The sequence below is a fragment of the Nocardia sp. NPDC050799 genome, assembly GCF_040654015.1.
Taxonomy (GTDB): Bacteria; Actinomycetota; Actinomycetes; order Mycobacteriales; family Mycobacteriaceae; genus Nocardia.
Map to the genome: position 1 here is coordinate 1 of NZ_JBFAHF010000046.1, position 20,793 is coordinate 20,793.

Annotated in this window: 19 protein-coding genes and 3 pseudogenes; 5 read left to right on the forward strand and 17 right to left on the reverse strand. The window is 66.3% G+C overall.

All coding sequences use genetic code 11. The features are described from left to right. Positions 1-321 precede the first annotated feature (321 nt). A pseudogene (locus AB0H42_RS31600) lies at positions 322-1,557 on the reverse strand (IS3 family transposase). Positions 1,558-1,810: 253 nt separating this feature from the next. Between AB0H42_RS31600 and AB0H42_RS31605 the strand changes: the two are divergent. Continuing rightward, positions 1,811-2,557 carry a helix-turn-helix domain-containing protein gene (locus AB0H42_RS31605; RefSeq protein WP_357062705.1) on the forward strand — a complete coding sequence of 249 codons (747 nt, stop codon included), beginning with the start codon at positions 1,811-1,813 and terminating at the stop codon, positions 2,555-2,557. A gap of 49 nt (positions 2,558-2,606) precedes the next feature. Here AB0H42_RS31605 and AB0H42_RS31610 read toward each other — a convergent pair whose 3' ends face one another. The 15 genes and pseudogenes from AB0H42_RS31610 to AB0H42_RS31680 all read right to left on the reverse strand — a co-directional run bounded on the left by AB0H42_RS31610 (position 2,607) and on the right by AB0H42_RS31680 (position 15,457). Beyond that, complete coding sequence (locus tag AB0H42_RS31610) at positions 2,607-2,990, reverse strand: transposase (protein ID WP_357062756.1); 384 nt, start codon at positions 2,988-2,990, stop codon at positions 2,607-2,609. Positions 2,991-3,413: 423 nt separating this feature from the next. Continuing rightward, positions 3,414-4,610, reverse strand: a complete 1,197-nt coding sequence (locus AB0H42_RS31615; protein WP_357062706.1) for a cytochrome P450 — start codon at positions 4,608-4,610, stop codon at positions 3,414-3,416. Between the two features lie 30 nt (positions 4,611-4,640). Then, positions 4,641-5,699: a PDR/VanB family oxidoreductase gene (locus AB0H42_RS31620; protein ID WP_357062708.1), complete on the reverse strand. Its 1,059-nt coding sequence runs from the start codon at positions 5,697-5,699 to the stop codon at positions 4,641-4,643. Positions 5,700-5,820: 121 nt separating this feature from the next. Next, on the reverse strand, positions 5,821-6,687 hold the full coding sequence (locus AB0H42_RS31625; RefSeq protein ID WP_357062709.1) for an alpha/beta hydrolase: 867 nt from the start codon (positions 6,685-6,687) through the stop codon (positions 5,821-5,823). Positions 6,688-6,711: 24 nt separating this feature from the next. Continuing rightward, on the reverse strand, positions 6,712-7,500 hold the full coding sequence (locus tag AB0H42_RS31630) for an enoyl-CoA hydratase/isomerase family protein (RefSeq protein WP_357062711.1): 789 nt from the start codon (positions 7,498-7,500) through the stop codon (positions 6,712-6,714). Positions 7,501-7,513: 13 nt separating this feature from the next. Beyond that, positions 7,514-8,083 (reverse strand): flavin reductase family protein, encoded by a 570-nt coding sequence (locus AB0H42_RS31635; protein ID WP_357062713.1) that lies wholly within the window; start codon positions 8,081-8,083, stop codon positions 7,514-7,516. After that, positions 8,077-9,144: an LLM class flavin-dependent oxidoreductase gene (locus AB0H42_RS31640; RefSeq protein ID WP_357062715.1), complete on the reverse strand. Its 1,068-nt coding sequence runs from the start codon at positions 9,142-9,144 to the stop codon at positions 8,077-8,079. The genes AB0H42_RS31635 and AB0H42_RS31640 overlap by 7 nt, the downstream gene beginning before the upstream one ends. A 379-nt stretch (positions 9,145-9,523) precedes the next feature. Further along, positions 9,524-9,674: pseudogene (locus tag AB0H42_RS31645) on the reverse strand (IS1380 family transposase); the annotation flags it as partial. Between the two features lie 34 nt (positions 9,675-9,708). Next, positions 9,709-9,993, reverse strand: a pseudogene (locus tag AB0H42_RS31650) (IS3 family transposase); the annotation flags it as partial. 324 nt (positions 9,994-10,317) lie between these two features. Then, positions 10,318-10,851 (reverse strand): chorismate mutase, encoded by a 534-nt coding sequence (locus AB0H42_RS31655; RefSeq protein ID WP_357062716.1) that lies wholly within the window; start codon positions 10,849-10,851, stop codon positions 10,318-10,320. Between the two features lie 169 nt (positions 10,852-11,020). Next, the gene (locus tag AB0H42_RS31660) at positions 11,021-11,251 is read right to left on the reverse strand and encodes a hypothetical protein (protein WP_357062717.1); all 231 of its coding nucleotides are present in this window, start codon (positions 11,249-11,251) and stop codon (positions 11,021-11,023) included. 85 nt (positions 11,252-11,336) lie between these two features. Continuing rightward, the gene (locus AB0H42_RS31665; protein WP_357062718.1) at positions 11,337-12,119 is read right to left on the reverse strand and encodes an SAM-dependent methyltransferase; all 783 of its coding nucleotides are present in this window, start codon (positions 12,117-12,119) and stop codon (positions 11,337-11,339) included. Positions 12,120-12,257: 138 nt separating this feature from the next. After that, positions 12,258-13,424 (reverse strand): acyl-CoA dehydrogenase family protein, encoded by a 1,167-nt coding sequence (locus AB0H42_RS31670; protein WP_357062719.1) that lies wholly within the window; start codon positions 13,422-13,424, stop codon positions 12,258-12,260. 174 nt (positions 13,425-13,598) lie between these two features. Then, on the reverse strand, positions 13,599-14,663 hold the full coding sequence (locus AB0H42_RS31675; protein ID WP_357062721.1) for an aldo/keto reductase: 1,065 nt from the start codon (positions 14,661-14,663) through the stop codon (positions 13,599-13,601). 68 nt (positions 14,664-14,731) lie between these two features. After that, entirely contained in the window at positions 14,732-15,457 is a 726-nt protein-coding gene (locus tag AB0H42_RS31680; RefSeq protein ID WP_357062723.1) for an SDR family oxidoreductase, read from the reverse strand. Between the two features lie 138 nt (positions 15,458-15,595). On the opposite strand from AB0H42_RS31680, the gene AB0H42_RS31685 reads away from it, so the two are divergent. Beyond that, positions 15,596-16,159 carry a TetR/AcrR family transcriptional regulator gene (locus tag AB0H42_RS31685; protein ID WP_357062724.1) on the forward strand — a complete coding sequence of 188 codons (564 nt, stop codon included), beginning with the start codon at positions 15,596-15,598 and terminating at the stop codon, positions 16,157-16,159. Between the two features lie 250 nt (positions 16,160-16,409). On the opposite strand, the gene AB0H42_RS31690 is transcribed toward AB0H42_RS31685, so the two are convergent. After that, positions 16,410-17,048 carry a TetR/AcrR family transcriptional regulator gene (locus AB0H42_RS31690; protein WP_357062726.1) on the reverse strand — a complete coding sequence of 213 codons (639 nt, stop codon included), beginning with the start codon at positions 17,046-17,048 and terminating at the stop codon, positions 16,410-16,412. A 130-nt stretch (positions 17,049-17,178) separates the two neighbouring features. Here AB0H42_RS31690 and AB0H42_RS31695 point away from each other — a divergent pair, with 130 nt between their 5' ends. Genes AB0H42_RS31695 through AB0H42_RS31705 form a run of 3 tightly spaced genes read left to right on the forward strand, consistent with a single transcriptional unit; the run spans position 17,179 to position 19,628 of the window. Then, a complete protein-coding gene (locus AB0H42_RS31695; RefSeq protein ID WP_357062727.1) occupies positions 17,179-17,610 on the forward strand; it encodes an Ohr family peroxiredoxin in 432 nt (143 codons plus the stop codon). A gap of 30 nt (positions 17,611-17,640) precedes the next feature. Next, positions 17,641-18,216, forward strand: a complete 576-nt coding sequence (locus AB0H42_RS31700; protein WP_063129791.1) for a hypothetical protein — start codon at positions 17,641-17,643, stop codon at positions 18,214-18,216. Continuing rightward, complete coding sequence (locus AB0H42_RS31705) at positions 18,216-19,628, forward strand: NAD(P)/FAD-dependent oxidoreductase (protein ID WP_357062729.1); 1,413 nt, start codon at positions 18,216-18,218, stop codon at positions 19,626-19,628. The genes AB0H42_RS31700 and AB0H42_RS31705 overlap by 1 nt, the downstream gene beginning before the upstream one ends. Positions 19,629-20,793: the final 1,165 nt, after the last annotated feature.

The window sequence follows — 20,793 nt, forward strand, 5'->3', positions numbered from 1 at the left end:
TATACTCAACACGCTCGCGCTGTTTTATGGTGAGCGGATAACTGGGAATTAAACGGAACGGTCACTGTTCCGCCCACAAAAATTCTGACACTCTCTGCCGGATCAACGGCGGTCGCGGTGTGGCTGGACTTGTGCGGATCGATGCCGATCAGCATCATCAGATTCGGTTCCTCGTCTCATCGGGTGGGGAATCCATGGCCGACATGTCGACTTCAAGAACCTCTCACAGCAGCTTGTCGCCACACCTCTGTCGAGTCAGACCGTGAACGGAGACCGGACGGGTAGACACATTGTCAAGCCCCGGGTTTTATGGAGAGCGGATTAATTGGTTTCCAGGCTTGCCGTGACCGGGTCGGCCACGGCATGTAGTTGCTCGTATTCGGCTGGTGGAACGTGTCCGAGCTCGCCGTGAAACCTCCGATTGTTGTACCAGTCGATGTACTCGACGGTCGCGAACTCGAGGTCATCGAGCCCGCGCCACGGGCCCTTGTTACGGACGAGTTCGGCCTTGAACAGCGAGTTGAACGCCTCGGCCATCGCGTTGTCGTAGGAATCGCCTACCGAGCCAACCGAAGCGACCGCGCCGGCCTCGGCGAGGCGCTGCGTGTAGCGAATCACACGATATTGGACTCCTCTGTCGGAGTGGTGGGTCAGTCCGGCCAGGTCAGCGCCATCGGCTCGCCGCCGCCAGATCGCCATCTGCAGCGCGTCGAGCGCGAGGTCGGTGTAGAGACTGGTGCTGACCTGCCAGCCCACGATCATCCGCGAGTACACGTCCAGCACGAACGCCGCGTAGACCCATCCTGCGCTGGTGCGGACATAGGTCAGGTCCGCGACCCACAGCTGGTTGGGCCGCGACGCGGTGAAGTCGCGTTCGACCAGATCGGCAGGCCGGGCGGTTTCCGCGGCGGGTCTGGTGGTGCGCGGGACCTTATCGCGCAGCAACCCGCGTAGTCCGGCGCACCGCATGAGCCGCTCGACCGTGCATCGTGCGATGTCATGACCTTGCCGGTTCAATTTCGGCCCAGACCTTTCGGGCGCCGTAGACGCCGTAGTTCTGCTCGTGGACCCGCTCGATCACTTCGAGGAGTTCGGCGTCACGCAGCGTCCGCGTGCTGGCCGGGCGGGTCTTGTGGGCGTAGTAGGTCGACGATGCGATCGCAGCGGGCGTCTGTTCGAGCGCCGCAAGGACCGGCTGGACACCGTGTTCGACCCTGTGGGCGTCGACGAACTCGACCTTCATCGCGACGGACGGTCCAACTCCGCCGCGAAGAAAGACGCCGCGGACTCGAGGATCTGGTTCGCCCGCCGCAACTCACGGTTCTCCCGCTCGAGCTCGGCGATGCGGGCCCGCTCGCTCGTGGTCGGGCCCGGGCGCAATCCCTCGTCGCGTTCAGCACGACTGACCCAGGTCCGCAACGCTTCGGGGTGGATACCGAGCTGATCGGCGATCCGCTTCACCGCACCGGCACGCGCGGCCGGATCCTTCCTCGCCTCGACCGCCAACCGCGTCGCGCGCTCACGCAGCTCGTCGGGGTACTTCTTCGGTGCAGCCATGACTTCGAATCCTCCGGGTCTTCGATGTCTCCATCAAACCCGGGGCGCAACACATCACGGGCAAGTCAACCGCTAGGGCGACAGACGGTTCACGAGTCAGTCCGTCCGCACTCCTACGGCACGCTACGGGGCAGCTGACCCCGACTACGAAACCGCTGCCATACAGATAAGTCGACGGTTCAGGGTCTTGCTGCCGGTAGAGTCGAAGGGCGCGCTCGATATAATCAGTGCGCCGATCAAGGGAGATCAAGAGATGCCTGCCATGACGGGGAAAGGGAAGCTCAGCGTAACAGCACGCGCCTTCGGGATTCTCGATCTGCTGCGGGACAGCATCTCGATCACCCTCTCAGGCGTGGTCGCTGCCACGGAACTGCCCCCGGCCACCGCACATCGATATCTCGCCGAGCTCGTCGAACTCGGCGCGCTCGAGAGACTCTCGAACGGGGGCTACCGGCTAGGATTCCGCATGTGGGAGCTCGGGGCGGCGACGGACTGGAGTCGCCGAGTCAGAACGGCGGTCGCCCCGTACATCGAAGCGCTGTCGATGGAGACGGGGCACGCGATGGTGCTCTCGAAGTTCGACAACGGGCGCCTGGTATGCATTGAGCGTCGATGGGGGCGGGAACCGCGAATCTACATCGTGCACTCCGGCCAGGAGGTCCCCCTGCTGGACACGAGTGCCGGATGGGTTGTTCTCGCATCGCAAAGCCCTGAAGCAGTGCATACCTATATGGACGGCGCCGCTGTGCCGTCGCGAGAGGACGGTCTCCTCACAAAGCTGGACAAAGTGCGCAGGAACGGATTCGCCGTCGCGCGCGGTGAGCCGATCCCGAGTCAGCTGTCGCTTTCAGTGCCGGTCTCGAACGGCGCGCAGGGAACCGACTACGTGCTCACCCTGCTTGCAGCGCCGGGATCGAATCAACTCGATCGGTACCTTCCCAAGTTGACCGGCTTCGCGCGGGACATCGAACTCCGCATTCGCCAGACCGATCGCGCTTAACCTCGATTTTTCGTGAGTGGTGTCGGCGGGGTCAATTCGGTTTGGGTTGCTAATTCCGCTGGTCGGGGCAGCGTGAGCTGCCCCGACCAGCGGGTTGGCTGCCGGATTCCACAGGCCCGGAAAGGGCGCGCCTTCCTGATTCGCAGGGACGGTTGATGCTGGTCAGGGGGCTGCGAGGCGCAGTGAATGCAGTGGCCGCGAGAGCGGTGAATGGGTGGTGGGCCGGCAGACGCAGGTGAACACGCCGGGCGTGACGAGCGAGGCGGGCGGGAATCGAGAACAGCCGTAACCGTGGGGCTTTTGCTTCCCATCGGCGTGCGGGTGTCTGACCGAATGCCAGGGTCTGCATCCAGGCGGTGAGGTCCATCGCGAGTGTGACCAGATGACCACCCTGGTGTGAACCGGCACGTCGACACACCGCCACACAGCCCACCAATTAGAAAGCGAATTCCTGGTGCGGGACACTAGATCCTGTTTGCCGAAATCGACGCGGTCGCGTGTGCAGCACGCACGCTGGTTCCTCGCGTACTCCTCCTCATCCCGCTCGCCGGACCCGCACTATCTGGCAGTACTGGCCGCGTCCCGGCTTTGTCAGGGCTGCTCCCGCCCTCCCCGGCACCACCCGGATCAGGCTGCCCTCAGCTCCTCCGACCTGCTACGACAGGCCGAAAACGAAGGTCTCTCACCTCCATTCGAAACACAGCGCCTCACGGCGCAAACCGAAAGTGGGGCCAGAGCCCTTAAAAAATCCACCGTCCCCATCGCGGACAGGGCACGGTGATTCGGGCCCGGAGGAGGGCAGGTCCCGGGGTCCCCGCCCCGGTTCACCTCACCGGCCGTCGAGTCGCGGAGCCGCCTACGCCGGCTCCCACTCGATCTTCAGCGGGAGCACACTGAACGAGCGCATCGTGTTGCTGGGAATCGTCTCCGGCTCGCCGACGAGCGTGATGGACCGAGCGCGCTTGACCAGCGCCCCCAACAGCGCGAGAGCTTCCAACCGCGCGACGTGCTGACCGATGCACTGGTGTATGCCCATCCCGAACCCGACGTGACCGGAGGGGTCGCGCGAAAGATCGAAGGCGTCCGGATCCTTCCAGCGCCGCGGATCGCGATTGGCGCCCGTGATCGAGAGCCAGATCTTCTTGCCAACGGGAATGACCGAACCGGCGAAACGCGTGTCCTCGACGGCGGAGCGGAACATCACCGTCAGCGGACTGTGCAGCCGGACGCTCTCCTCGAACGCGACACGGGCCAGAGACGGATCACTGCGGAGACGCTGATACTGGTCCGGGCGTGCCGCGAGGGCGAGCAGGGTCGCGGTGATGCCGTTCACCGTGGTGTCAACGCCGGCCGTAAGGAGTGATCGCACCAGCATCGGCGCCTGATCGTGTCGGATCTCGCCGCGGTCGGCGGCGGCGTAGATCTGCGCACCGAAGCCGACGCTGTCCAAGGCTTTGCGCTGGCACTGCTCCGCGACCCACTTCTCGACCGGCGGCAGCATCGGCTCGAGTACCCGGACGAGCTCGTTGCGCGGGCCGCCGGTGTTGAAGTTGTAGTGGCCGTAGGGCAGGAGGTTCTCACGGCCGTCAGGCCGCATGCCGACCGCGTCCGGGAAGACCCGCAGCGGGTAAACCCGGGCGATGTCCAGCGCGCCATCGACGACATCCCGCGCGGAGAGCTCATCGACGAGCTTTTCGGCGTCGGCCTCCCACTGGGCGCGGAGACGACGCATCGCCCTCGGGCCGATGATGTTCATGGTGACCGCGCGGGTCGCGTCGTGCCACGGCGGATCCGCTTCAATGAGGGCGCTGGGTGGGCGCCATTGCTTGTCACTGCGACGACTGAGGAGGCCGATGCCGTTCGAGCTCTCGAACGACTGCCAGTCGCTGAAGATCGTGCGCACGTGCTCGTATCTGGCAGTCCCATAGCAGCCGTACTTGGTGAAGTAGACCAAATCGCCGAGCTCACGGACGTGCGCATGGAAGTCGTTGTGGTTGGCGCGTGCTTCGGGGGAATAGGGATCGAGATCCGTCTCGACGACAGAACCGGTCACATTCTCGGTCCTCGTTGACATATTCGTCTCCTACAGGTCCAGGGTCAGGTGGTCATCGATCGATCGGGAGACGCAGATGAACATGCATGAGTTGTCGGCGCGCTCGGCCTCGTCGAGGAGGGAGTCGCGGTGATCCGGCCTGCCCGAGATCACAGCCGTCTCGCAGGTTCCGCAGACACCCATCCCGCAGGAGCTCAGGACCGGCACGCCCGCCTCTTGCACGACTTCGAGGATCGACTTCTCCGGGACGACATCTATCTCCACTCCGCGCCGGACGAGACGGATACGGAAGGATGTGGCACGCGCGGGGGCGGAGAGCACGACCGCTTGGAAGCGCTCCATCTTCAGCAGATGGGCGTCGTCTCGCCCCACCGCCGCGGACTGCAGCTCGTCGAGGAAGCTCTGCGGTCCGCATGCGTACACCGGGATGCGCACCGCGTCGCGATACGCTGCGCTCAGATCGAGTCGCCGCCCCTCCTCGCTCGCATAGAGCTCGACATGAGGACCGCGCTCTGCGAGCTCGTCTGCCATGGCCATGGAACGGCGTGTCCGTCCCGTATAGAGGAGCCGATATGGAAGCTCCATCCGCTCGACGGCTTCGATCATCGGCAAGAGGGGCGTGATGCCGATGCCGCCGGCGAGGAACAGGTACTCGGCCGCTGGCACGAGCCTGAAGTTGTTCCTCGGCCCTCCCACGGCGACGAGGTCTCCGACTTCGAGCGTGTCATGCAGATAGGCCGATCCTCCTTGTCCCCCCACGTCGAGCCGAACGGCGATCTCATAGGTCAGCGGATCCCAGCGGTCACCGCAGAGGGAGTACTGGCGAACGAGGCCGTTGGGAAGGTGGAGGTCTATGTGTGATCCGGGAGTCCAATCGGCGAGTCGGTCACCGAGGGGGTGGCGCAGCTTCACGCGTATCACGCCATCGGCGATCGGAGTCTTCTCCGCGACGCGCAGCGCGTCCGCCGCCGTTGCGCCTGTCGTCACATCGCTGACGCCCATTGCCGGGGCCTCCTCCAACTCAGAGCCAGGTCGCGCGTTCGAGGTTCGACCTTCGGCGGTCTCGACGTCTCTCGTCGTGAACGGCATCGTCCCGGTGTCCAGTGCTTCTTGTGATAGGTGAATGGTGTCGTGGTGTCCGACGCCCTCATCGAGGGACGTCGGACGTGTGCCGCGGAGCCGACCTGAATCACCGGGGCGGAGCTCTCGGTCATGGGAACCTTGCTCCGGCGGTCGGGCGCGGATGGGCGTGACACCAGAAGTCGGAGATGATGCCGACGAGCTCCTCGGCGCGATCGATGTTCGGGGAGTGCCGGTGGTTGATGAGCCGGACCACGACATCGGGGTTCGCTCTGCGCACGTGATCGGTCCAGTCCCTCTGAACCAGCTCGTCTTTCGTGCAGCGAATGAGCATGATCGGCTGCGGCACCTCTCCCAGGGGACGCGGCCAGGTGTCGTCGACCGGATGCTGCAAGGATGCGGGCACCGAGATCGCCGGCGCACTGACCGCTTTGAAATGACCCGGCACGCTCGCCCACCGAAACCTCTCCGACACATGGTCGTCGAAGTAGGCGGAGTCGTCCATCAGCAACCGAACGATCTTCGCGATGCCGTCTCGCGTGCCGTCCCACTCGCCCAGCTCCCGCTTGGCCTTCTCCGTGCGCCAGGGGCCTCCCGTGCCCGCAATGCTCACGGCCGATCGTACCGGGAACGACTCCGGAAGGGTCAGCGAGCGAAGGGCGACGGATCCGCCGAAAGACGTGCCGACGACGTCCACAGGCTCCGTCACTCCGACCGCGATCAGGAACGCGGCGAGATGGACGATGCGGAAGGAGTAGGGAGACCGGTCGAGGAACACCACCTTGTCCGTGCCTCCGAAGCCGAGCATGTCCGGCACGAGGACACGACGAGTCTCCGCGAAGGCGCTGATCGCGTTCTTCCAGCTCGTCGATGCACTGCCTCCCCACCCTCCGTCGTGGAGGAGGAGGAGCGGCGGTGCCTCGCGGTCGCCCGCTTCCAGGTAACGCGTGCGGTAGCCGCCGCATTCGACCCGCTGCTCGGCAACGCCGCCGGTCATCGTTTCGCTCCTGATCCCGGCCGCTCAGCGGCCCTCGAATACGACGGGGGCTGCCTCTACTCCTCGGGCAAGCGCCTCCGAGCGGGCGATACGGCCCCGCTTGGCGTCCTCGGTTCCATGCAGCGGCATCGCGATATCGAGCATCGCCGCATCCGCGGCCGGAACGCCGCCCCCGGACCAGACTTTGAGGATCTGGCGGACCGCTGCGTAGGAGCGCGTCGGCCCGCTTGCAAGACGCGTCGCGATGCTCAGGGCCTCTGCCTCCACCTTGTCCTCAGGCGCCGAGTATGCGACCAGACCGAACTCTGCTGCGGTCCGCCCGTCCAGCGGGAGGCTGAGCATCGCGTACTTTGCAGCGCGGGCACGCCCGACGCGCTCAGCGAATCGCTGCACGCCGCCGGCGATGGGCATTGATCCGACAGAGACCTCGATCTGACGGAACTCTGCGTCGTCGGCAGCGACCACGATGTCGCACGCGAGCGCGATCTCGACGCCACCCCCGAAGACGGAACCGCGCACGGCCGCCACGGTGGGGATGTGAAGAGCCTCGATCGCGCGGAACGCTTTATGATACTCGGACGCGAGCAGGCGGAACTCGCCTGGCGGCATCGTGGCGAACGCCGCGATATCACCGCCGCTGGTGAAGTTCGGGCCTTCTGCGCGCACCAGCAGAGCGCGGGTGGTGTCCGAAGCCGCTTGATGAAGCGAATCGCGCATGTCCTCGTAGAACGCAACGCCCAGCAGGTTGTGCGGGGGGTTGCAGAGCACCAGGTGGCCGATGTCGTCTGTGCGTTCGTACCTTACCACTGCCATCTTCGTTCCTTCTTTAGTCTTCTCGATCTGTCTGGACTCGACTCCGCGGGAACCGAGACGATGTGCCCGTTGTCAGCAGCCGGGCCGCTACACCGGGACGTGCGTGCCGAATGTGCGACCGGTAGTAGGTCAACGGCGGAGCAGCGGTCGCATCCGCCTCGGTCACGAGTCCGATGAGAATCGTGTGGTCACCATCCGTATATGCGCCGCGCAGGATGCCCTTCACCCACGCAGCGCTGCCTGTGAGGCGCGGGGTCTCGCCGGACAGGCGGAAGTCGACACCCTCGAACTTGTAGGAGTCCTTCGACGCGAACTGGCGCGCCAGCGCGCCTTGATCGGCCGCGAGTACGTTGACTCCGAAATGCCGGTTGCGGCGGACCTCGGCCAGCAGGCGGGAGGAGTTGTCCAAGCTGACGAGAATCATCGGAGGATCCATCGACAATGAGCAGAAGGCACTGACCGTTGTTCCTGAGACATGGTCGCCATCGCTTGTCGTGACGACGGCGACGGGGCTGCACACCGCAGCCATTGCGTCCCTGAAGCGGGCGTCCGATGACCCAGCTGGTGCCGCCTGCGTCAGCATGCCGCGACCTCCTCGAGCGGTGCGTCCTTGCTGGCGCGCAGTGCGGGCATCACGTGATCGGAGAACCATTGGAGATTGCGTCGGGCCTCGTCGTACGACATGTCACCGAAGTAGGGCATGACCTCGAGGTAGTTCACCGGCGAATGCTCGATCTGGGCGAGCAGTTGGTCGCGGACCGAGTCCACCGTTCCGACGATTGCGTTGCCCAGCTCGAGCCCCCGAGCGGGGCTGGCAATGCCATCGACGCGGTAGTCACTGTGATCGTGCCACAACTTGGTCACCCGTTCGCCGAAGAGGCCATAGGCGGCGTTGTAGCGATCAAGCGCCTCTTCATCGCTCTCCCCGATGAAGAGAACGGAGGATACGCCGACGCGGGGCAGGTCAAGCGTGGATCCCTGCACCGGATCGACCTCGCCTCTCAGCTCTTGCCAGACACGCCAGTACTCCTCTGCTGCCGGCACGAACTCCCCCGCGTTCCACCGTCCGACGAAGTTGACGTTCTCCTGCGCGGCCCATATCGCGCTTCGCGTGTTGCTCGACGCGTACCAGATTGGTGGGTACGGGCACTGAAGCGGCCCGATGGACAGCTGAACATCATAGTCCTGAAGCAGCGTTCCCTCATGCTGGACGCGGCCCGACTCGAGAGCGCGCAACATCACCTGAAGAGACTCTTCATACACCGGGCGCATCTGCTCAGACTGCACACCGAAGTACGCCGACTCGTAGGGGCTGATGCCACTTCCGACCCCGACTTCGAGGCGTCCGCCCGAGAGGTGGTCCAGTGTCGCAATCTCCTCGGTGAGCCGCAGGATGTGGTATGCGGGAAGCACGTATACCAGTGCCCCAATCCGCATCCGCGTCGTGCGCTGGGAAAGGGCAGCCAGGAAGATGTTCGGGGAGGGGCAGACGGACAGCGCCGTTCCGTGGTGTTCAGTCACATGATAGTGATCGATCCCGAGTTTCTCGGCTTCGACAGCGAAGCGCAAGCGCTCGTCAAGGACTTCTCCTGGAGCCTGGACGCCCTGGTCGAAGGAATCGAAGATTCCGAACGTGAACGACATTGTTCTCCCCATTCCGAGATTGGTGTGTGATTTGAAAGCTACCCACTGACCACCTGCGTCGCGCACACGGATTTCCGCCTACCCGAAGTGAGTTCCGTGGCGCGTGGCGTGTGTGATCGCGAAGAGCCGGTTGAACACCTTCTTCCATGGCAATCCCCTGGAGGGTGGAGCGTGAAGCGGCGCCCGGAGCGGGCAAGGTGCGCTACGACATGGACAGGAATGCGGCGGATAGTCGCGGTAGTGGGTCTCGCGAGCTGCCCGCCTCGGTCGGCGAGGATCCGCGCGGTGCAGGGATGTTGAACGCAATGACGGCCGCCCCAGGCCACACACTCTTCGTGGCGAACAGCGTCGGTTGTTGCACCTGCTTCGAGTTCAGGTAGGGGATGTGGCGCACCACCAGCCGCCAGCGATACTCTCGTTCTTCTTGCGGGATCGAACGCGGTGAATGGCGCCTCGGCGACTTCGGCTTTGGAGATCCACTGCCCGGTGGCCCCGTCGCGGATCACGTCGGTGTATTCGACACATGGACTGCCCCGAGTTCGGTTGACTCGCGGATTTGGTCTTTCAGGTCGCGAGTGCGGGCCGGTTCATTGCCTCGAACTCGATCGGGGTGAGCCGGCCGAGTCGGCGTTGCCGGCGGATGCGGTGGTAGGTTTTCTCGATCCAGACCACGATAGCCAGCCGGAGCTCGGCGCGGGTCGCCCACCGTTTCCGGTCGAGCACGTTCTTCTGCAGCAGCTCGAAGAACGCCTCCATCGCCGCGTTGTCACCACAGGCTCCGCCCCTGCCCATCGAGCCTCGTAACCCTTTGACCGACAGCGCATTCACGAACTTCCGAGAACGAAATTGCTCAGGTTCAACCGGTGGCAAGAATCAGCGACCGGCGCCGGGTCTCCGAGGTACCCCGTTCACCATCGCTCCATCGCGGAGAACCATCAGCTGCCTTGCGGTCGAACGGATATCGCCGACCCCTGCCTCCGTGGCGATCTCGGCGAATTGCCCGTGTATCCAGCGGCGATGCTCGGTAACGGTCTTTCGCGCAGGATCGCCGGGATCGGCGAATTCCGCCCCGGGCGTCGATGAACGCTGCTCTCCCGGGCTCTGCGTATCCGTGGACGGGCCCGCTTTCCGGGCAATGTCCGGAAAGCGGACCTGTAGTCATCGAACCGGGTTTCAGCCTGTGCTGCACACGGAGCGCACCGCCGTGCCGAGCGCCTGCTGGTGCAGGATGTCCAGTCCATCCAGGAGTGCCGCTGATTCGGCGGCCAGGGGGAGTTCGATGGCGCACCAGGCGGGCGTGGTGCGCACATCCACAGTGGCCCTGAGTTGTTCGAGCAGGGAGCCGGTCAGCTGGTCGAGCTGTACGCGGATCCGGGCCAGGTCCGGGCGCGTATCGGGAGCTTGGTCCGGATGTGCCTTCCAGTGGGCAAGTAGTCCGTTCTGTACGACCTTGCTCGCGGTGATCTGGTCCTGGAAGAAGGCCGCGGCCGTATTCGGGTCCAGCCCGATCGCGGCGGCCTGGCTCCGTACTCGGTCGAGCACCTGTTGTTCGCGGACGGGGTCGTCGACAGCTGAGCCGGTGCCGAACTTGGACGCTGCGACGTCGTTGCTGACGCGGAGGCGCTCCACGGCGAGGTCGATCAGCCCGCCGAGCCTGCCGAACGACGCGTTCGCCGTGACCGCGGCACTCGGCGAATCGGACGTCACGGGGGAAGGGGTGGCCACGGCCATAGGGGTTGCCAGTGACATCGTGCCGGCCATCGTTACAGCGGTGACTGCGATTCCGCGCGCCACCCTCTTGCTCGTGCCCAACTGCTGACCTCGCTTCCATGGGAGAGCCGTGCGATTTGTGTGCGGGAGTCATTTCGGTGAGTCCCTATTCAGGTTCGATGACGTACATGATGTGGCGACCTCGATCGATCCAGGTCCATCCGCCGGATCGCGCAAGGTCGGCCATCTCGATCGTTGTGGTCGTCCCGGCGCCCCAGACGAACGGCGGGCGCAGTATCACGGTGTGCATCGTGGGTGTATCCCGCGGCAGTAGTGCCTGTTCGGTGGCGAGTTCGACGCGGCTGTAGGCGATATCGGGCCGCGTGAACGACGGCATCGCAACCGGCCAGGACAGACGTCCACTTGTACGGGGACCGGGTCGCACAGTCGCCGGCCGAGACGGACCGGTGGGGCCGTAGCCACTACGGGACCTGGGCGACGCCGACATGAAATCCGCTGCGCTCGAGTGCCGGTGCCGGATCCTCCTGGTACCACTCGGTGGCGGACACCAGCCCCGGAGCAACGAGTTCCAGCCCCTTGAAGAAAGGCACGACTTCACTACGAGTGCGCAACCGCAGCGGGATCGCGGCCTGCTCGTACGCGGCCTCGACCTTTCCCTCCCACTCGGGATGCTCGTCGACCGTCCCGTGCGAAAGCAGCAGGAAGCTGCCCGATGGAAGGGCTTCCACGAGTGCTCGCACGATGCCGTATGCCTCGTCGTCCGGCAAGAAGTGCAGAAGAGCGAACAGCGATAGCGCGACGGGGCGGTCGAAGTCCAATACCTCACCGGCATGTTCCAGGATCGACGCCGGCTGTCGCACGTCCGCGTGCAGGAAACGGGTGACGCCCTCACGGGTACTGGTCAGCAGCGCTTCCGAGTGCTGCAGGACGATCGGATCGTTGTCCGCGTAGACGATCCGGGCGTCGGGCGCGATGGCCTGCACGACCTGGTGGATATTGGGCTCGGTGGGGATTCCGGTGCCGATGTCGAGATACTGGGCAATGCCGTTCTTCGCCAGCCAGCCGGTGGCCCGGTGGATGAACGCCCGGTTCCGGGCCGCGTTGCCGCGCGTTTCCTCGGGAAGTGCCGCGCCGACCTTCTCGTCGACCGGGTAATTGGTGCTACCGCCCAGCAGCCAGTCGTATACACGTGCGGGGTGGGGCTTGCTGGTGTCGATGTCGACACGGGAATCACCGGTAAGCACCGGAAACTCCTTCCTGTTGTGAATTCGGGCGCCGTGTTCGTCACCCCTCGAGTACCGCCGCCCACGGTCGGCATCCGTCGGTGGCGGGAACGGCGACGAGCCGCGGGCCCGAGATGGCCCGTTATCGCTTCTCGATCATCATGTCTCCTGCGAGTCAGGGGTGGTCGCGAGGATGCCGGCGTGGTTCTCCACTGCGAGGTAAGTGTTGAACTGCACGTGCCGGCTGCCGACGTGCAGGTCACGCCAGAACCGCTGCAGTGCGTTGCCGGTGGCGAATCCGGCGGCTCCGTGCAGGTCCAGCAGCAGGTTCACCCCTTCTTGGCACCGCTGTACGACCGAGTTCAGTCGCATGCGCAGCGCCGTGCCGTCCCGGTCGGCGAGTGCCGGCTCGGCCGCGAGCTGGTCGATCTCGGCCGCGAGCACGACCAGGTCACGCTGGGCGCTCTCGATCAGGTGGGTGGCTTGGGCGAACCAGTGCCGGGCGCCGGGCGAGGCTGCGAGGCTGTCGTACTGCGTCATCGGGGGCTTGCGCTCATGGAGCGTGGAACCGACCACATCCAGGGCTCCACGAGCGGCTCCGACCAGCGAGGCGAGCAGCGTCACACCACCGCCGAGCTGGCCGGCAGGCCGGCCGGAGAACAAGTCCGGTGCACCGTTCGGACCCGTGGGCACGGACAGTACGCGGGCGCGGGGCACGAACACGTCGTCGGCCACCAGCGTATGGCTACCGGTGCCGCGCATTCCGGCCGTGTCCCAGGTGCGCTCGATATCCAGATCCGAGGTCGGCGCGAGCACGAGGACGAACTCAGCAGACCCGTCACCATCGCCCACCATGGCCGGGATGATGGCCCACGGCGCGTCCTCGCAGCCCGAGGCGTAGGGCCAACGTCCGGAGATATGGAGACCCTTGGCGACCCGCCGTGCCCTGCCGGGGGGTTTGCCGGCACCGCACAGCCGCGTGTCGGGGTCGGCGTAGAACTCCGCGAGCACCTCCTCGGACATGAGCGGACCGAAGGCCCGCTGCGCCTCGGCGCTCACCGCGACCAGCCAGGCCGACGACGAGCAACCGCGGCCCAGCTCGGAGATCACGCGAACGGTGGTCGGGAGGTCGGCGTCGAGACCACCGAACCGGGCGGGTGTGGCCAGCGCGAACGCACCCGCATCCCGCAGCGCCGCGGTGCTCCCGGCGGGCAGCCGCCGGTCGCGCTCGGCGCGGCCCGCGTTCGCGGCGAGTACCGGCACCGCCGACCGGGCCGCCGCCACCAGGTTCTCGACGTCGGCGGGCTGGATCTCCGTCGTGGTCATAAATATCCTTTCACTCCACCTCTTGGTATACGAACTAGTACGTCTACATATCAGCGTACTTTCCCACCACGGGGTCGACCACGGCAAGCAAATATGTCGCATGTCACGGTCCCTGCATCCGGGTTGACCCATCGGTTCGCTCGATGATGGGTCGGCGCGGCGGCCGCCGCGTCGTCAGCGGCGGGCCTGGATCTTCAGGTCGCCGCGGGTCTGGACGCGGATGTGGTCGCTCGCGAGTAGTGCGTGGGGGAATCCGAGGTCGATCTCGCTGACCTCGTCAAGACGCGCCAGGTGGGACGGAGTGAGGTCGACCTCCAGGGCTCCCAGGTTCTCCTGCAGTTGCTCGGCGGTTCGAGCCCCGATGATCGGCGCTGTCACCCCTGGGTTCTGCAGGGTCCAGGCGAGCCCCACCTGGGCCGGTGTGTGGCCCAGCTCGTCGGCGACCTCCTTGACTACGTCCACGATGGCGAGGGCGCGTTCGGTTACTCCGCCGAGGGCCACGTTGAAGCTCTTGCGGACGCTCTCGCTCTGGCCGGAGGGCGGCGTGTTCAGGTCCTGTCGGCTGTACTTGCCGGTGAGCACCCCTCCCGCCAGCGGTGACCACAAGACGGTTCCCAGGCCCAGCTCGTTCGCCATCGGGATGAGGTCACGCTCTCCGGTGCGCTCGATCAGGTTGTACTCCAGCTGGAGTGCCACCAGCGGTGACCAGCCGCGCAGGTCGGCGATCGTCTGCATGCGTGAGATCTGCCAGGCCGGGGTGTTGGAGATGGCCACGTAGAGGACCTTGCCCTGCCGAACGAGGTCGTCCAGACCGCGAAGGATCTCCTCCACAGGGGTGGTGGGGTCCCACACGTGCAGGTAGAGCAGGTCGACGTAGTCGGTGTTCAACTGCCGCAGGCTGGTCTCGACCGCCCCGAAGAGGCTTTTTCGGCTCGCGCCACCGGAGTTGGGGTCGCTGGGCCGGCGCAGGGTCGTGTACTTCGTGGCCAGGACCAAGCTGTCTCGTCTGTCCCGGGCGAACTCACCGAGCATGCGCTCCGATGTGCCGTTGGTGTAGGTGACCGCTGTGTCGATGAAGTTCCCGCCGCGTTCGACGTACTGGTCGAACAACTTGCGCGCCTCGTCCTGCTCCGCGCCCCAGCCCCAGTCGTTGCCGAAGGTGGCCGTCCCGAGCGCGAGCGGCGAGACCCGCAGACCGGAACGCCCGAGTTGCCGGTAGGTGTCGAGAGTGAGTGACATCGTGTTTCTCCTGTGGTTGTGGTTCGTAGTACTCGTGGGCGCGAATCGGTGGCCGGCTCGCCCGGGTTTCAGACGCCGAGCCCGTAGCCGCCGGCCACGGCGATGTCCTGTCCGGTGACGTAACCGGCGGCGTCCGAGGCGAGGAAGGCGACGACTTCCGCGACCTCTCGACTGGATCCGAAGCGCTCGAACGGGATCTTCGCGCGCATGGCATCCCGACCGCTCCCGGGAACTCCCAGCTTGTCGAACAGCGGGGTTTCGATCGGCCCGGGACTAACGGCATTGACACGGATTCCGCGCGGAGCCAGTTCGAGCGCGAGCGAGGGCAGCATTGTCAGTAGTGCACCGCGCGTCGCTGCCCCCAGCGTGGCGCCAGGGCTGCCGCGACGGGATCCGACGCCCACGGTGAAGACGATCGATCCGCTGTCGTTCATGAGCGGAAGGGCCTTCTGGAGGGTGAAGTACTGGCCCTTGAAGTTGATGTCGACCTGCTCGTCGAACGCCTCCTCCGTCACATCGGCAATCGGTGCAGGGCGGAAGATTCCGGCGTTGAGGAACAGCAGGTCGAGAGATCCGAAACGTTCGGACACCGTCGCCAACAGAGCGTCGGTATCGGCCGGAACTCGAAGATCGGACCGGACGGCCAGTATGTCGTCGGGAAGTTCGAGCCTTGCCCGCGCGACGGAATCCGGGTTCTGTCCGGTGACAGCGACCCGATATCCACAGGCGTGCAGCAGTTCGGCGGTCGCTCTGCCGATTCCGGTCGTGCCGCCGGTGATGAGCGCTGCGGGCATTGGGGGCCTTTCGTCGAACGGGGAGGATCGGGCTACACCGGTAACCGGAGAGGTCGCCGCTTTCGCCAAGGTAGACTAACCGGAGATATCCCCGATTCCTTCCCTACCTCGCCCCCGACACTCCCGATCGCGAAGACCATGACACCTCCACGGAACGGCCTGCGCGCCGATGCCCAACGCAACCGCGAACGCCTGATCGTCACGGCCACCGAGGCTTTCGCCTCCGGGCGAGCGATCTCGTTCGATACGATCGCCAAGCGCGCGGGCGTGGGAAGCGGCACCCTCTATCGACATTTCCCCACCCGGGAGGACCTGGTCGAGGAGGTCTACCGCGACCAGATCCGCCCTTTGCGCGAGGACGCACAGGCCCTCCTGGCCGCCGAGCGACCCGCACGAGCTCTCCATATGTGGATGTGCCGCTTCGCCGAGTGGGCGAGTGAGCGGCGCGGCATCTGCGAAGCCCTGGTCGCCATGAGCGCTTCCGGACGCTTCGGCACCGGACCGGTCTGCGATGAGGTCCAGCAGATCCTGGGCATGATGCTCGAGGCCGGGGCCGAAGAAGGGGTACTGCGCAGCGATATCGACCCGGTCGACATCGGCGGCATCCTCGCAGGCGTGCTCTCCGTAGCCGGCGCGCGCGAGCAACGCGACCAACTCGACCGCATGCTCACCGTCGTCGTCGATGGCCTGAGGGCGCGCTAGCTGTCGAGAATTGTTGCCCGTATGACTGCGGAACGACTGGAGCGGATAGGCCACCAGCCGTCGGGACGACGCATCATCACCCGGTAGGACGGTTACCAGACCGCAGTGTGCCATCACCCGGATAGCCCGGCCTCGAGCGCCTCTCCCACACACCGAGGCGCGGCAAGAGCGCCGCGAAGCCGGCCCATTCCAGGCCACCCAGGACGAGGCGGCAACCGGGAAGCCGCGCAGGACCGAATCCTGCGATGACTCAGCGAGCAGGCAAGGCCCTGACCTCCGGGGCCGTGGAGGCCGCGAGGACGCCGTCGAAGGCGGCGCCGAGCGCGGCTGCGATGTCGGCCGACGTGCCGAGGTAGCCGTTGACCATCGCTCCGTCGCGGAGGATCATCAGCTGCTTCGCCACACTCGTGACGTCGGCTGCGCCGGCGTCCTCCGCGATGGCGGCGAACTCGTCGAGCATCCACTGCCGGTGCGCATGGACGGAGACCCGGACCGGGTCAGCGGGGTCGGAGAATTCTGCGGCGGCGTTGATGAAGGCGCACCCACGGAAACCGGGCCGGCAGCTGTGAGCACCGATGTCGTCGGCCAGCGCGCGCAGGGAACCGCTGGGATCGCCCGGCCGCCGACGGCTCCGCACCCATTGTTTCTCGGCCTCCGACTGCACCGCGAGGTAGGCGACGACGAGGTCGCTCTTGGTGCGGAAGTGTCGATAGAAGGTCACCTTGGTGATTCCGACGCGCTCGATGATGCGGTCGGCGCTGACGGCCCGGATTCCCTCGGCATAGAACAGCTCGCTCGCGGCTTCGAGGATGCGCTCGCGCGTCTGCGCACCGCCCCTACCCTGCTGCCCCGCGCTCGCCTGGGTACCTGTCACCCCGTCGTCACCCATGTTCCCTCTCAATCGCGATTCAACCCACTTGCGCTGGTGTACCAACTAGTCTACATTCCTCTTTGTAGACGTACTAGTACCCCCACATAGCAGCCAGTCCGTAGACCGGCCCCACCAAGGGAGAACTCTCATGTCCGACACCCTCTACACCACCACCGCCACCTCGACCGGCGACGGCCGCGCGGGAGGTCGCGCCGTCACCGACGACGACCTGCTCGATGTGACGCTGGCGATCCCGCGCTCGATGGGCGGACCGGGCGGCGCGACCAACCCCGAGCAGCTCTTCGCCGCCGGTTGGTCCTCGTGCTTCCACTCCGCACTGAAGATGGTTGCCGCACAGAGCAAGACGAAGCTCACAGACTCCACGGTATCCGCCGAGGTGTGGATCACCAAAACCGAGAGCGGCGGCCTCGCACTGGGCGGCGCACTTCGCGTGCATATCGGCGGTGGCATCGATCAGGCGGCCGCCGAGAACCTCGTCGCCGCAGCGCACACCGTATGCCCCTATTCGGTCGCGACCCGCGGCAACGTCCCCGTCACGCTCACGACCACCGTCGCCTGACCGTCGAACGAATCACCTCGGAGAGACATCATGCCCATCACAGAAACCACCCCGGCACTCACCTACAGCCGATCGCTGCGCACCCTCTACTTCGTCCGATTCGTCTTCGCCATCATCTGGGTGGGGATCATGTTCTCCGCAGCGGCAAAGGCGACCGAACCGAACGCCCTCCTGACGGTTCTGCTGATCGTCTACCCCCTCTTCGACGCCGGGGCAGTGCTATGGCAGCTGCGCGCCGACCCCGACAAGCAGCGCTCCAAGACCGCTGAATGGATCAACGTCGTCGTCAGCGTCGCCGTCGCCGTCGCCGTCGGCGTCTCCTCCTCGATCGCGATCCCCGCAGCCCTCGCAGTCTGGGGCGTCTGGGCGATCATCTCCGGCATCCCGCAGCTCATCGCCGCCATCCGCAACCGGAAGTCCGGAGGCCAGGTCGCGCAGATGCTGTCGGGCGGCATCTCGGTGTTCGCCGGCAGCGGGTTCCTGATCCAGGGGCTGCAGGGCAACGGCGCGATCTCGGGTGCGGCCGGCTACGCGGCGCTCGGCGCGATCTTCTTCCTTGTCTCGGCGATCCGGCTGAGCATCATGCTGCGGAAGCGGGCCGTCTGATGTCCGAGGAGAACACGGCATACGACTACGACCTGATCGTCATCGGCGGCGGGCCCGTCGGCGAGAACGTCGCCGACTACGCCACCAAGCGCGGGGTCCAGGCCGCGATCGTCGAGGCCGAGCTCGTCGGAGGCGAGTGCTCCTACTGGGCCTGCATGCCCTCCAAGGCGTTGCTGCGCTCCGGGCATGCCCTCCGGGCAGCCCGCCGACTGGCCGGAGCGCGCGAAGCCGTCGCCGGCGACGTCGACGCCAAGGCCGTCCTCGCCCGACGGACCGCGTTCACCAGCGACTGGAACGACGACGGGCAGGCCGCATGGCTCGACTCCGCCGGCGTCGACCTGATCAGAGGCCACGGTCGCCTCGCGGGCCGCCGGCAGGTGACCGTCGGCGACCGGATCTACACCGCACGGGCGGTCGCCCTCGCCACCGGGTCCGTCCCGGTCGTTCCGCCGATCCCGGGGCTCATGGAATCCAAGGCATGGGGCACTCGCGAGATCACCTCCGCCGACCACGTGCCGCAGAGCCTGATCATCCTCGGCGGTGGCGTCGCCGGCACCGAGATGGCGTTCGCCTTCTCCTCGCTGGGCACCCAGGTCACCATGCTCTCGCGCGAGGCGCTGCTCGGCCGTGAGGAGCCGTTCGTCGGCGCGCACGTCGCCGCGGCGCTGACGGACGAGGGCGTCGATGTGCGCATCGGTGCATCGCCCGTGCGAGTCGACCGCAACTCCGACGGAACCGTCACCGTCGCACTCGAGGACGGCACCGCTCTGCAGGCTGGGGAGATGCTCGTGGCCACCGGTCGCCGTCCGGCGACCACGGGGCTCGGGCTCGAGGCCGCGGGCATCGACGCGAAGCTACCGGTCGACGACACAATGCTCGTCGAAGGCACCGACTGGCTATATGCGGTAGGCGACGTCAACCGACGTGCCCTGCTCACTCACCAGGGCAAGTACCAGGCGCGGGCGGCCGGCGAGGCGGTCGCGGCCCGTCTGCAAGGCGCGCCGCTCTCCGACGGCCCTTGGGGGCGGCACGTCGCCACGGCAGACCATGCCGCCGTGCCACGAGTGGTGTTCTCCGACCCCGAAGTCGCCGCTGTCGGCTACACCGAGGCCCAGGCCCGCGCCGAGGGCCGCAACGTCCGAACGGTCGAATACGACCTCGGCGCGGTGGCCGGAGCCGCGCTCCACGCCGACGGGTACGCCGGGCGCGCCAAGCTCATCATCGATGAGCACCGGCACGTCGTAATCGGCGCGACGTTCGTCGGCCAGGACGCCGCAGAGCTCGTGCACGCGGCGACCATCGCGATCGTCGGGGAAGTCTCCCTCCACCGGCTCTGGCACGCCGTCCCCGCCTACCCCACGATCAGCGAGATCTGGCTGCGGCTCCTCGAGGCATATGGCCGCCCCGCCTGAACCACCGCCAGCTCAACACCTCGACGCCACGTCTCGACTGGGTGCGTGAGCGCTTGCACCAGCTCACCACTCGTCTGCCCCCACGGCCCGATCGCGTTCGCGGCGCGGTCGAACCCGACCAAGCCGGACGTGCTTCATGCTGCGCCGCTTCTCTCCAACGACAAGGGAATCGCCCTGCGACAACGCTCTCCGTCGTCGCAGGGCGATTGGGGGTGCAGAGCTCGCCGAGGCCATCTCGCAGGCAACGGCGGACCGTGCGGGCAGCGATGCCCTTCGCGGCCTCGCCGACGCCCATCGCGCCTACGCGACCGCGAGGCCCGGCGCGTGGGCCGTATTGCAGCGGCCCGCCTCGGCCACCACCGGCACGTCCGAGGATGCGGCGAGGGTGGCCACGCGGACCCTGGTCGTCCTGCGCAGCGCGACTTGGCCTACCTCATCTCGAACGCGCGGCCATCCTCTGTCCAGTGCTCGCAGCGCAGGCCCCAGGGCATCAGCTCGACACCTTCTCGCCGAGTGAGTGCGGCGGCCTCGTCCGCCTGCGCGAACGCCGCGGCCAGGACTGGCTCGAGCGCACAGACTGTCCGTGGGGCGTCGACAGGGCGGTCGAGCACCCTGGTAGCGGTGACGACACCGCTACCTACGAGGTCAGGATCAGCGCCGAACTGCCTGACGGGGTCGTCCCGCGCCGGAAGGACGCGAACCCCAGCCGGCGCACCAGAGCTTTCGCCACAATGCCCTTGACCCCGACGGCCTGCACGACGTGCTCTTCGCCGGGTGGGCGACAGTCGAAAGGAGGGTGTCGATGATCGGAGCGCGTGAGACCACCGTGCTGCCATGGCCCGGCGACCCGACTTCGGAGTGGACGGCCGTGGAAGAGCACGCACAGTCGCACCATCTGCCGGACCGTCCGCAGGAGCGCTGATGCCGCGAACGTAGAACATCCCGTTCGCCGCGTCGAGGATGCGCTCCCGCGTTGCCGACCCCGCGGGGTTCGTGGCACAACTTCGTTGGTATCGGCGTCCATCTGCTCCTCCGGTCCGGACTGTGCTGTTTGCGCCAGCGGCGCACATAGTTTACGTTCTCTGGTAGACGTACCAGTTACCCTACACAGCCTGGGTCGCCTCGGAACGACGACCGGCTGCTCAGACGTCTTGCCGAGTCCGGA